The organism is Ruegeria sp. O5, assembly GCF_056535105.1.
This window is the reverse complement of sequence record NZ_JBQERN010000011.1, coordinates 1-12,712: the sequence shown is the minus strand read 5'-3', so window position 1 is coordinate 12,712 and position 12,712 is coordinate 1. Positions and strand designations below refer to the sequence as shown.

The window sequence follows — 12,712 nt, the reverse complement described above, 5'->3', positions numbered from 1 at the left end:
ACGGCCCGGGCGTGTATTACATTCGTGTAGGCAGACCCTTAGAGAGTGACCCAGTCCCCTCCGGACTGGTGAGAGCGCACAGAGGCGTCAATGAATCGAACACCGTCTGCGCCTTGTTCGACACTGGGATAAGCAAGCCAATCGGCCGGAACGGTAACGCCATCCCGACGCGCGGCTACGGCCATCGCAAGTTCCGTATAGAGGTTGGCCCAGGCTTCGATAATCCCTTCAGGGAAGCCGCGCGCGGTACGGATCAAACGTTCTGCGCCGGGTCCGATACCATGCCCGAGACCTCGGCTGATGATTTGATCCGGTTCACCAAACCGATTGAATTTCAGCCGCTCCGAGTTCTCTAGGTCCCACTCGAGGCCTCCTTCGTTCCCGAATATGCGCAGGCGCAACCCACCCCGGTTTCCGGGGGCAAGGCGTGTTGCCATCAAGGTTCCGGGGACTTCATTTTGGTAACGGGTGAACATGAACACCGTGTCTTCCAAAGGCTTTGGCGCGCCGCAGACATGAAACTCGGCCCGCAGGTCGGTCAAGGGCAGGCCGGAAACAAAACTGGCGAGATGCGCGGCATGGGTGCCGATATCGCCGACACAGCTGGTTGGACCAGAAATCTTGGGGTCCAGCCGCCACTTTACATGAGGCGCATCGGCCACATCTTCGGGCGTCATCCAGTCTTGCATGAACTCGACATGGATCTGGTTGATTTTGCCGATGCCCCCGTCGGCCACGATCTGCTTGGCCTGCCGTATCACCGGAAAACATGACATCACATAACCGACAGCAAAGATGTGTCCCGTGCGCGCGGTAATCTCCTCAAGCCCCTCGGCCTCGGCCACTTCGTTGGTCAGGGGCTTGTCGCACAACACGTCAATGCCCGCTTCCAGAAACGCTTTGGCCACGCCGAAATGAACGTGGTTTGGGGTCGTGATCATGACGGCATCTACGCCATCTGGGCGCGCCGCCTCGGCCTGTGCCATCTCCTCGAACGACGCGTAGCACCGTTCGGCCGGCAGGAACCACTCGGCCCCACGCGCCTTACTGCGCGCTGTGTCAGAACTGAGTGCTCCTGCGACGACCTCCCACCGGTCGGTCATCCGCGCGGATGATGCTTGCGTGACAGAGATCCGTCCTCCACCAACAACGCCCAACCGCAAACGGCGAGACAAGCGGGGGAAAGGGCCGTCGAACTTCAGGTCTTCGGGTAAAAGTCTCTCAGCCATTCTCAACCTCCATTTCCGGGACCAGTTCGCCCTCGGATAGTATTTCCACCGCCATGAAGATACCGGGGGTGATCGTCTCGTATTGATGCCAGGGATAATTGCCTTCGGCGTCATACATAGGTTTGTGGGTCGCGCCCGGGGCCATGAATTCTTCGAGATACAGGGTCTCGACATCCCGTTCGCGACATTGCTGCATTTTGCCGAAGCCAACGATCTGCGTATGCACTTCGCGAAACCCAGGTACCGGGCAGAACGGATGATCCTTATGCAATCCGACATTCAAAGGGACCGAGCCGGAATGGTACATGGTCAGTCCAACGTTACCCACGAAGACCTTCGGCGACATGTAGTGGCTGACGCCACGCAGACGCTCCTCTTGGCGAACATCAAAAGCAGATGGCCATGTATCTTTCACCCATGCGAACAACTCGTTGTCATTGGAATGGGCGTCGAAACCGTGGACAATGACTGCACGTTCCACGCCGCTAAGCGTGCTGTCTTGCACGATCACAGAGGAAAGCGGTGCAATGGTCTGATCCTCGACAGAGAAATTTCGCCCCCCAAGGTTAAGGACGATGGCGCGACCCTCGATAGAAATTCTGCGCTCGTCAGTTATGTGCTGGACGCGAAAGAATGGCTGGGCAAAGTCGAGTGTCTCAATCGGCATGGGCCGACTCCTTCCTCTCACCGTTCAGAAAATCGACCGGCAAAGGCTCCGGAGCCGCGCACCGGCTTTCTATCGTCTGATAGGCGCCGAATTTTGGCGCCCGTTCAATTGCGTCCATGACCTCGAAAACGTGGTAAGCAAGCGCTCCACTTGCACGGGGTTGGCGTCCTTCTTGTGCCGCCAGGGCGAGGTCCAAAAGGCCGAGCCCGCGGCTATCTTCGTTAAACCCATGTCTGTTTTCAACAACCTGCCAGTCTTCACGACCGGTTGGACGGGGCTGATGAGACCAGCGTGAGGTCTCCCGCGTTTTCAGCCAGACATCCCCCTGAAAGATGTTGGCGCCATGAACCGGGTCAGGGTCAGGGATGCTGATGGTTCCGTTTTCACCATAGATCTCGAACCGCGGAGTTTCGCTGTCCCAGACGTCGAAGCTCATGGTCATCGACCCTATTGCTCCGGAAGAGAACTGCAGCAGGCTTAGGGAGTGCGTGTCCACCTCGACATTCATCCATTCGCCGTTGCGAGGGCCGTTTTCGATCATCCTTTTGTCAAACGTGCGCCGAGCCATTCCGGCAACCCGGTCAACGGGTCCAAGGCAGTAGATCATGGCGGTCAGGTAGTACGGCCCAAGGTCCAGCATTGGCCCACCACCCGCCTTATAGTAGAAATCCGGGTTGGGATGGTGGCGCTCCGTCCCGTGGGTCCCGACATGGGCAAAAATCCCTGTTGGTTTCCCGATAGCGCCTTCATCGATCAAGCGCCGAACGGTCTGCCAACGACCGCCCAGAAACGTGTCGGGTGCGCAACCGACCAGTAGCCCCTTTTCAGTGGCAGTGTGCAGGATCGCCTTTCCGTCCGTTCGATTCATAACCAGCGGCTTCTCGGAATAGACGTGCTTGCCGGCCTCCAACGCGCGCAAACTGATTTCCGCATGCGCCGCCGGAATTGTCAGATTCAGAACGCAGTCAATCGTCGGATCGTCAAACACTTCATCTGGTGTGCAGGCCTGGGCGACACCGTATTGATCTGCTTTGGCGCGGCTTTCCGAAGGATCAAGGCTTGCACAAGCCACGACCTCGACGTTTGAGAATTTGGATAGCGTTTTTAGATAGATATCGCTGATACGACCACAACCGATAAGGCCGACCCGGAAGGATTTCGATGTCTCACGTGTCATCATTCCTGTCTTCGTAGAGAGGTAAGTAATTCGGGGGCATGGGCCCTTTGTTCCGACCGCCCTGGCTCGTCTGCTCCCAGGCGTGGGCAAGTATTCCGACCGAGCGGGATAGGCAGAACAACCCCCGCGACAAGGGCGCGGGAAAGCCAAGTTCGCAGAAGATCACAGCTGTCGCGCCGTCAATATTCATGGCAATTGGCCGACCGCCGCGTTGACGGCCGAGTTCGGCGCGAACCTCTTCTCCGATATCGGCAAACCGGCCAGATACTGTGCCTTCTGCCGCCGCATCACGAACAAGTTGCATCAGCCGGGGCGCGCGCGGGTCGACGGGCTTGTGAAAACGGTGGCCAAAGCCCGAGACGATCTTGCCGTACGTCTCGCGCCAGCTGTCCAGACCGTCCTGAACAGCATTAATCAGCGATGCCCCAGCATTCACGCGTTCCGAGATATCATAGTAAAGCTCGGCGCATTGTTCGCCTGCTCCGCCATGCACATCGCCCAGCATGTTCACCGCAGTCGCCATCGCATTATTGAGACCTACCCCGCAGGTGGCAGCCATGCGCGCCGCCGCGATTGAGGGGGCCTGTGGGCCGTGATCCACGCCTGCGACCAAAGCGGCTTCGAACAGACGCGCTTGTGCGTCGCTGGGCAGATCGCCCCGCACCATCAGCCAGATCATCTGCGGGAAAGAAACGTTCCCGATCAGATCCTCTATTGCGTTGCCACGAAACGCGATCTTGCCGGGTTTCATGTCAATGATGGATGTGCGCCACCATTGGCGGATTGCTTGTTCGTCGTTTGTCATACCGTTGCACCTCTAAACTCGCGCATGCGCTGCTGACGAAGTGAATCGAAAACGTTTTGAAGGCGACTGATTGAGGCGGTGCAGCCGGTGAAGATTTCAAAAGACGCTGCAGCCTGATGAACCGCCATTCCAGCACCATTCATCACTTTCAACCCAGTTGCGCGGGCCCTGCTCAGTAGGTGTGTCTCAAGCGGGAAATATACGATGTCTGCCACCCATGCATCGGGCCGCAACAGGGATGGTTCAATGACTGTTCCGGGGTACTTGTCCATTCCAAGTGGTGTTGCGTTGACCACTCCGTCCACAAGTTCGATCCGATCCAACGAAATCGAAGGGGAACCCTGAATCTTTGCGTAAGGGCGCAAGACCTCTAGTCGACTGACCAGCGCCTGCGCTCGGCGGAGGTCAGGATCAATAATCTCCAGGTCTCGAACACCTGAATCAAGCAAAGCCAAAGAGACTGCACTGCCCGCGCCACCAGCACCAAACATGAGAACCGTTTCAGTCTTCGATGATCCCAAAGAATCTCCGAAGGCACTGTGGAAACCTATGTAGTCGGTGTTGTGGCCAACCATTCGGTCGTCACAAAAAACCACCGCGTTGACAGCTTGAAGCTCCTCAGCAGTCTTGGTAAGCTCATCAAGATGATCAATGACTGATGCTTTGTAGGGATGCGTCACGTTGACCGCCGCGCAGCCTAATTCAACGGAATAATGCAGTAAATCAGCGACCGACATTCCACGAAATGGCTCTTTTGCAGTGTCGATCCTACCGTAGCTCAGATCGATACCCTGCGCCCGACCTTCTGCCTCGTGCATCTCAGGCGTCATGGAGCCAGCAATACCTTGGCCGATTAGTGCCGCCTTCATTTCAGGTTGTTCCTTCCGCCATGTGGTGTCGCGCTTGGGCCGCCAATCGGAACGCAGCATTGCGCGCGCCATAGCCGGAATAGCCAGATCGGCGCTCAACAATTTCAAAGAAGAAGCCGTTAAAGATAGGTCGGCTGTAGATCTGAAAATACTCGGAACCCGCTGCGCGGTCGTAGAGAATGTTATCCCTGCGCATTTGGGCGATCAGGTCTTCACTTAACCCGAATGTCGCTTGCAGATCAGCGTAGTAGTTTTCTGGGATGGACAGGCTGGGAAAGCCGGACTTCCGCAATTGGGCTGAGGTTTCAAATATGTCGTCCGACTGGAAGGCTATGTGCTGAACACCGGCACCAAAACCGTCTTCAAGGAATGAAGCCGCCAGTGTTCGACGCCCAACTGCACCATTCAGGTTTAAACGCACTTCGCCCTCGGGGCTCTCGATGGCTTGGCTTTGCACAACACCTGAAGGGTCGGCAACGTTCACGATCGGAGATTTTGCCATCTCAAAAGTCGAAATGTAATAGAGCAGCCAGCTTTGCATCTCATCGTTACGCATCGTCTGCGCCAGATGGTCGATGCGGCGCAGACCAGCAGGCTGGATCGCTTTGGTCTTGGCGACTGGCTCGAACTCGATGTCCCAAACCCGATGCAGATCGGATTTCTCATCTATGAAATGGACAACATTGCCACCAACACCTCGGATGGCCGGGATGTCCAGTTCCCCAGTCCCTACCGGCTGTGAGAAATTCGGCGCGCCCAACGCGGTCGCTCGCTGAACCGTCTGATCCGCATCTTTGACACGCAACCCCATGTCACACACGGAGGGGCCGTGACCCAGGAACGCCGAATGGGCGAAACCTTCCTTTTCGGTATTTACAACGATGTTTATCGCGCCCTGCCGCCACAGCTCGACGGACTTGGTTACGTGTTTTCGCTCCATTCGAAAACACATTGCTGACAGCATATCTGCCAGCTGCGCGCCGCTTGTTTCGTCGGCTGTAAATTCGACGAATTCGAAGCCTGACGCATAGACGCGTTCCGGCAGGTCCGGGATGCCGAAATCTGTTCCCGGTTCGGTCCGGGAAACCTCATCTAACAGGTTCACCAGCGACCTGTAGCTGTCTCGGGCCAGTGTCAGGCCACCGGGTTGAGGAGCTGCTTCATTGACACGCGCAATAGACCAAGGCCCCTTGTACCCAGCGCGGGACAACACCCGCACAAAGCCCGCAAGGTTCAGCGACCCAAGCCCCGGCAGAAGCCCAAAGTGCCGTTTGAGCCTGCGAATATCCATCTCAAGTCGGGGTGCATCGGATAGCTGCACATGGAACAGCCGATCTCCGGGAATGTCCCGAAGGCGGGCTGGTTTGGACCCGTCGGCAAGCGAGAAGAAGGAATTCAAGGCCAACCCCAAATAAGGGCTGTCGATAGCTTCAACGACGCCTAACGCCTGTTCATCCGAGTGAATAAGATCCGACCATGGCAAGCCCATATAGGCCAGACGCAACCCCAATGCCTTTGCTATTTCGGCCGCCTCGCCAAGATCTGCGATTACCTGTTCTTCGGTCGCAGCGGCATCGACCTCGAATGCGGACCCGATTAGCAGCAGATCCGTACCCAATTCGCTCATCAGGTCGAGTTTGCGCTTCAGTCGATCAAAGGCGCGCTCCCGTCCGCCGCCAGACTGACCTTCAAGGTTATGGAAAGGTTGCAGCAGGCAAATCTTCAGGCCGAGATCTGATGCAATGTTCCGAATTTGCGATGGCGGCCCGTCAAAAGCGGTCAAGTCCGGTTCGTGTAATTCGACACCCCCGAATCCCGCGTCAGCGATAGTGCTTAGTTTTTCGGCCAGATCACCGGGGATCGACGTTGTCGAAACCGAGAGGCACATTATCCCTGATATCCAAACATACGCGGCAACCACAGGACCAAATCAGGCATCAGTATCATGATCACCAGGGCGAAGATGAGAACCGCGAGGAAGGCCCAGATTTCCGAGATGATTTCGCGTAGCGGAATGTCCGTCACGGCGTTGATCACAAAGAGCAGAATGCCATAGGGCGGCGTGATCAGACCGATCATCGAGTTCACGACGACCAGCACCCCGAAATGCACCAGATCAATCCCAAGCGCCTCGCAGGTTGGAATGAACAGGGGCACAATCACCAGGATGATCGTTGTTGCGTCTAACACGCATCCCAGCGCGAGGATCAGCAGGTTTACGAGGATCAGGAACACAATCGGGCTAACATCGGAACCCTCCAGCAGCGCCGAGATAGACTGCGGTATTTGTTCCTGGATGACGATGAAGTTCAGAATGAACGCGCCACCAATGACAACCCCGACGGCTGCGGAAGAGCGCGCACTATCGACGAACACCTGATAAAGGCCGCGGAAGGTCAGCGCTCGGTAGAACAACGCTGCCAGTAGCAGGGCGTAGAATGCAGCTACGGCGGCAGCTTCAGTCGGAGTGGTGACGCCCCCATATATGCCGTAGAGCAGGATTGCGGGCATCAGCAGTGCCGGAAATGCGTTGGCGGTTTTAGCCGGCAACTCGCGCAGTGGAACAGGTTCTTCCAATGCAAAGTTCCGCTTTCCGGCCAGATAATAGTTCATCGCCATGAGGACGACGCCCATGATCAGGCCCGGCAGAATACCGGCTAGGAACAGCGACCCGATGGAGGCCTTGGAAACGAGCGCGTACAAAACCATCGGGATAGAGGGCGGAATAATAGGGCCGATCGTTGCCGACGCCGCCGTGATTGCAGCTGCGTAGCCTCGGCTGTAGCGGCCATCCTTGGTCATCATTTCAATGATGATCTTCCCGATCCCCGCAGCATCCGCGACGGCCGAGCCGGACATACCCGAAAAGATCAGTGACGCCACCACGTTTACGTGCCCGAGGCCGCCCTTGAAACGACCGACAGCAGCGACGCAGAAGTTCAAAAGACGGTCCGTGATCGATCCAGCGTTCATGATATTCGCGGCGACGATGAACAAAGGCACGGCAAGCAGGATCGTGCTTTTGTAAAAACCTTGCAGGATCTTCTCGCCCGCGAGGGCGACGTCCAGTCCGGCCGTGCCCAGGTACACTAATGAGGCCAGGAGGATGGAATAGCCGATAGGTGTCCCGATGCCTGCCAGAAGAAAGAGAGCGAGCAGGCAGGAAAGAAGTTCAAAACTCATTTCTTAACTTCCTCATCCTTTTCGACGTCGACACGGGGATGATCGTCAACCACGTTGTACCCAACGACCAGTTCCAACTCTGTCTTTGGTGGGCCATTGCGCATGACGTCGAAGAATAGCCACGCGTAGCGCGCTGCGACGACCAGCATGAATACCGCGTAAATCGAGAATACTGTGCGCAGCGGAATCTTCTCACCGGAGAACGGATTGCGGACAGTCGATGTCTTGCGGATTTTCATCCAGTCGATGTAGTCCCACGTCGGAAGGAAGCTGTAGAGCATACCGACTACGATCGCTGCGGCCGCCAGCATCGCAAAGACCTGCCGTACGCGCATCGGCACCGAAAGATAGATGATGTCGAACTTCACGTGATCCCGTTCGCGCACGATGAAAGCGCAGCTGAAGAAAATCACCCAGACCCAAAGAATGCCGATCAATTCCAGCGTCCAGCCTGCTGGGGTGAAGAAGTACCGTAGTAGAATTTGGAGAAGGAAGATAAGGAAGATTGCCGCCAGCATCCCGCCGGCAATCGCTTCGGTCAGTCGGGAGAACCCCTTCATAAAGGCCTTCATTATGGTTCTCCCTCCCCTGTCTTACTGGGTTCAGTTGCCCAGAGCGTTGATCTGATCCAGAACGCCTTCGGGCCATGAGCCAGCGAATTCGCTGTCCAGATACATAGACTGTACCTGATCGCGGAACGCAGCGAGATCGGGTTCGTAAATCTCCATGCCCTGCTCTTTCAGGAAGCTGACAAGATCCTCTTCTTTCTGAAGCTGCTTCTGGCGGCCTGATTCAGCTGCTGCGTCCGCAGCTTCCTGAACCTTGGCTTGCTGTTCCGGTGTCAGCCCGTCCCAAACCTCTTTGCCGATGGCGATATAGTTCAGGTCGACCAGATGCGATGTCAGGACGATCTGATTGGTCACTTCATAGAACTTGGCGTCGACGACGGTCGGCAACGGGTTATCCTGCCCGTCAACGGCACCGGTCGACAGCGCGGTATAGACTTCGGAGAAGGCCATCGGTGTCGGCGCGGCACCCAGCGCCTTGCCAAGGAACTGCCATGCGTCGGTGCCCGGCATCCGCAGATTCACGCCTTCCAAATCTGCGGGTGTCGTGACTGTCAGCTCATCCTTGGGCTGGCGCAGGTTCACCTGACGACGGCCCAGATACATGACCGACAGCAGTTTGACGCCTAATTCTTCTTCGGCCTTCTGCTTAAAGGCATCCATCAAGGGATCGTTGAAGACAGCCACCTGATGCGCTGCGTCCTGGTGGACATAACCTGCGGTAAAGATCGAAAACTCGGGGAAGAACTGTGCCAGTTCCTGCGCCGAGGTGATCGACATTTCCAGGTTACCCCGGCTGATGGCATCCAACTCGGTGCCTTGGGCAAAGATGGTTCCATTATAGCTGGGCTCGTAGCTTGCGAAATCGGCGACCATCGGCGCGAAAATCTCGGCCATAGCCACCGAGCGCTGGTCGGTCTCCGATCCTGATGTTGCGAGGCGAAGTTGCACTTTGTCTTCCGCCAGCGCACCGCTTGTCGCGCCAAACAGAACACCGGTTGCAACAAGGGCTGATACAGCAGCCCGGCGGGTAAGTTTGGTAATCACTTTGCTCCTCCCTGAGACATCATGATGCTTCTTTTTTGCGATTCAGAGTTTTGACCTATTTTGGAAAGTTTGCAAGATTTTTTGCAAAATATCTGATATTTTATACTACTGTCATATCTACCATTGGTGTTTTTTGTAAGTTTTTGATCCTGACCGTTTCACCTGTTCTGCAAGAATTCTGAATAGCTTCAATAACTTGAAGCGTTCTGAAACCTTCCCATCCAGACACAATCGGCACTGCTTCGTGCCGGGCTACTTCAATAAAGTGCCTGAGCTGATTGACCAAAGGGTCAGACGCACCCTTCTTCAGCGCGGTCGATGAGATAGGCGTCCACCAGTCCCGTTGCTCACTCTGGTAACTCCACAGGCGAAGATCGGGAACGGACAACGAACCATGAGAGCCACCGATCATATAGCTACTCTCTGTGGTCGAAGGATAGATTGGATATTCCTGAGACGTCATCTCCCAGCTCCATGGAGCAACGATGCTGTCGGACACACTTATGGTCCCTATCGCCCCGCTTTCAAACGTCAACAGCGCACCAGCAACGTCTTCGTTGTCGTAACCCCGCTGCGATGCAGCCGACCGCGCCTGTACGGTCATGACTTCTCCGGCCAGGTACCGCAGCAGATCCACATCGTGGACAAGATTGACCGAGATGGGCCCTGCACCGGGTTTCTTTCTCCAGGGCGCAGCATCAAAATACTCGTCTGGCTTATAGAACCAGCAATTCGCATGGACAGCGCGCACATCTCCAATTTTTCCATCGACAATGGCTTCCTTAGCCGACCTGATCAGAGGATTGTGTCTGCGATGATGGCCGACCATCAGTGGCACATTGGCCTTCTCCGCAGCTTGAACAAGCTCAAGTGCAGCGGTGGCTTCTACGGCGATCGGCTTTTCGACAAGAACAGGACAACCGTGTCGAACACACGTGAGGCCTTGTTCAACATGAAGTGTGGTCGGGGTCGCAAGAACAGCTCCGTCTGGAGTCTGATTTGCAAACATTTTCTCGAGGGTCTCGTAACATGCGACCCCGTGCTCAACGGCGTAAGCACGACCTTCATCACTGGGGTCGACTACCGCAACGAGATCAACATGGCGCAACGCTAGGATAGCGTCTGCGTGGCGGCGTCCAACAAGACCAATGCCGACAATGGCAATGCGAAAGTTCTTAGACACTTTGCTTCCTTCCGGAGGGTCCGGAAAATCCCGAAACCGTTGATTGCGATCAGGCTGCCTTGCCCAATTTGGCCACGACCGTATTGGGGTTTTCGCGATTCCGCAATAATGTATGATATTTTTATTTATACCATACATCAGTTTGGATTGCTGATGTCTCTAAAAAATGCTAATTGAACGAGGAAACCAAAAATATCGGGTGAAACGCATGGCGAAACAGCCGTCTACGATAGGTGCAAGCACCTATCAGCGCATCAAGCGGGACATCATCTTCGGGGAGCTGCAGCCCGGCTCCAAACTGAAGCTGGACGCCTTGAAGGAACGCTACTCGGCAAGCCTTTCGACACTTCGTGAAACGCTGAACAGGCTCGCCAGCGACGGATTTGTCGAAGCTCCTGAGCAACGGGGTTTCCTGGTCACGCCAGTTTCACGAGAAGACCTGACCGAGATTTCAGAACTGCGCGTTCTGCTGGAATGCCACGCGTTGGAGTTGTCCATTGCGAATGGCGACACGGACTGGGAAGGCAATCTGGTCGCTGCGCATCACAAGCTGCATTTGATGGAGCAACGGCTTCTCAAGGGAGATGACTCTGAAAAGGAAACCTGGAAGAGGTACGATTCAGAGTTTCATCAAGCGATGATTGCAGCCTGTAATTCCAAGAACCTCTTATCCCTTCACTCAATCATTTATGACAAGTACCTTCGTTATCAGATGCTCGTACTGACCTACCGAGGTGAGGTTGCAGCCCAAGAACACAAACGCATGTTCGATGCCGCGTTGGCCAAAGACGCTGATACAGCCAAGAAACTGTTGGAAGATCACATCAGAAATGGCCTCGCCCATACGTTGGAGGCTATGTAAGGCGGCATGCTGATTGTGTGCCTCGACGTCTTCAGGTCGATTTGGCATGGAATATCTCAAAATTCCACATCTAAATCGAGAAGTTTGTGAGCGCCCCATACCGGACCTTTAGCGTCAAAGCCGAATGCTGGTGGTGAAGCCCGCATAGCTGCCGTTCGCTGTGATCCCGCCCACCACCTTCCAATATCACCGACCTCATGGCAGAGTACGGAATTCTACAACAACATGCAGCTACTTCAGTTGATTTAGTGGATATTCTATTTTCAACGGCTCTCAAGCCGATTGCCGACTTCGTAGTAGAGGAAAACGGTCTCTGCAACTTTGGCGCAAACGGCACGCAGCTTGGTATTCATGCCGCTCTTGTCGACCCTCGTCATCTTGGGATTTCCGTTGGAAGCTAGTTCGCACGCCTAACCAGGAAATTCAGGAAAAACTGACCGTCGATACGTCGTGGCTCATACACGAGGCGTCGGTTGGGTTGCAGTCCTTGAGGCAATTTTACATCAATTCGAACCTTGTAGGGCGTCACCGGTGGACCAAAATGTGAGCTTAGGGTGAAACGGAGTTTCAGTTGACCGTTGTCATCCAATGACCCCTGGAAATCCTTGAACCACGGACCGCCTCCGGTAAACGCTTGGGCGGACACCAGAGTCACTTTGCTGCCTTTCCGATTGATCCGCAATGACGCGAGTGGTTCGATTTTTCCGGGGTAGTAGGATTCGTCGCCGCGCGTTGCAGTCTGCCAATAGTCATCATCCCATCTACGCCGAATGGAGATGACGTAATCACCGTCTAAACCTACGGCAACCGCAACTTCCTTGCAAACGCGACCCGGTTCTTTTTTAAGCGCAATGAGGGTCTGTTGTTGGATCAGACCTTCCGCCGGAAGCCCCAGGTTTTTTCGGGCGTTCCGGTATCTGGTATATGCCGCTCTAGTGCGAGGACCTGCAACGCCGTCCGCCGCGCCCGCACTGCATCCGACGCGGTTCAATTCGCTCTGAATGTCACGGACTAGGCTGCGTGTCCGTGCTTCTGAGCAGCCTCATCTGACTGGTCCAAGTTGATTGTTAGTGCATCATCGGCCTGTGATCCATCGGGATGATGGTTTCAGGTGCCGGCGGGCG

12 protein-coding genes are annotated in these 12,712 nt (G+C 55.5%); 1 reads left to right on the top strand and 11 read right to left on the bottom strand.

Going from position 1 to position 12,712, the window contains the following annotated elements:
- Positions 1-38 precede the first annotated feature (38 nt).
- The 10 genes from ACR0M3_RS13905 to ACR0M3_RS13860 form a co-directional block, all read right to left on the bottom strand.
- Positions 39-1,229: a Gfo/Idh/MocA family protein gene (locus ACR0M3_RS13905; RefSeq protein WP_480911351.1), complete on the bottom strand. Its 1,191-nt coding sequence runs from the start codon at positions 1,227-1,229 to the stop codon at positions 39-41.
- Positions 1,222-1,896 (bottom strand): hypothetical protein, encoded by a 675-nt coding sequence (locus ACR0M3_RS13900; RefSeq protein ID WP_480539173.1) that lies wholly within the window; start codon positions 1,894-1,896, stop codon positions 1,222-1,224. Before ACR0M3_RS13900 ends, ACR0M3_RS13905 begins: the two co-directional genes overlap by 8 nt.
- Positions 1,886-3,076 carry a Gfo/Idh/MocA family protein gene (locus tag ACR0M3_RS13895; RefSeq protein WP_480539171.1) on the bottom strand — a complete coding sequence of 397 codons (1,191 nt, stop codon included), beginning with the start codon at positions 3,074-3,076 and terminating at the stop codon, positions 1,886-1,888. The genes ACR0M3_RS13900 and ACR0M3_RS13895 overlap by 11 nt, the downstream gene beginning before the upstream one ends.
- On the bottom strand, positions 3,063-3,878 hold the full coding sequence (locus ACR0M3_RS13890) for a citryl-CoA lyase (RefSeq protein WP_480911349.1): 816 nt from the start codon (positions 3,876-3,878) through the stop codon (positions 3,063-3,065). The genes ACR0M3_RS13895 and ACR0M3_RS13890 overlap by 14 nt, the downstream gene beginning before the upstream one ends.
- Positions 3,875-4,747, bottom strand: coding sequence for a shikimate dehydrogenase (locus tag ACR0M3_RS13885; RefSeq protein WP_480871456.1), 873 nt, complete (start codon positions 4,745-4,747; stop codon positions 3,875-3,877). Before ACR0M3_RS13885 ends, ACR0M3_RS13890 begins: the two co-directional genes overlap by 4 nt.
- 1 nt (position 4,748) lies before the next feature.
- A complete protein-coding gene (locus ACR0M3_RS13880) occupies positions 4,749-6,635 on the bottom strand; it encodes a bifunctional sugar phosphate isomerase/epimerase/4-hydroxyphenylpyruvate dioxygenase family protein (protein WP_480483575.1) in 1,887 nt (628 codons plus the stop codon).
- On the bottom strand, positions 6,635-7,930 hold the full coding sequence (locus ACR0M3_RS13875) for a TRAP transporter large permease (protein ID WP_170753386.1): 1,296 nt from the start codon (positions 7,928-7,930) through the stop codon (positions 6,635-6,637). The genes ACR0M3_RS13880 and ACR0M3_RS13875 overlap by 1 nt, the downstream gene beginning before the upstream one ends.
- Positions 7,927-8,502 carry a TRAP transporter small permease gene (locus ACR0M3_RS13870; protein WP_480483576.1) on the bottom strand — a complete coding sequence of 192 codons (576 nt, stop codon included), beginning with the start codon at positions 8,500-8,502 and terminating at the stop codon, positions 7,927-7,929. The genes ACR0M3_RS13875 and ACR0M3_RS13870 overlap by 4 nt, the downstream gene beginning before the upstream one ends.
- 30 nt (positions 8,503-8,532) lie before the next feature.
- Entirely contained in the window at positions 8,533-9,543 is a 1,011-nt protein-coding gene (gene dctP / locus ACR0M3_RS13865; RefSeq protein WP_480911347.1) for a TRAP transporter substrate-binding protein DctP, read from the bottom strand.
- A gap of 100 nt (positions 9,544-9,643) precedes the next feature.
- Positions 9,644-10,726, bottom strand: a complete 1,083-nt coding sequence (locus tag ACR0M3_RS13860) for a Gfo/Idh/MocA family protein (protein WP_480911345.1) — start codon at positions 10,724-10,726, stop codon at positions 9,644-9,646.
- Positions 10,727-10,934: 208 nt separating this feature from the next.
- Here ACR0M3_RS13860 and ACR0M3_RS13855 point away from each other — a divergent pair, with 208 nt between their 5' ends.
- A complete protein-coding gene (locus tag ACR0M3_RS13855; RefSeq protein ID WP_209506749.1) occupies positions 10,935-11,588 on the top strand; it encodes a GntR family transcriptional regulator in 654 nt (217 codons plus the stop codon).
- Between the two features lie 397 nt (positions 11,589-11,985).
- Here the strand turns inward: ACR0M3_RS13855 and ACR0M3_RS13850 are convergent, their stop codons facing one another.
- Complete coding sequence (locus ACR0M3_RS13850) at positions 11,986-12,579, bottom strand: peptidoglycan-binding domain-containing protein (protein ID WP_480911343.1); 594 nt, start codon at positions 12,577-12,579, stop codon at positions 11,986-11,988.
- Between the last annotated feature and the right edge of the window lie 133 nt (positions 12,580-12,712).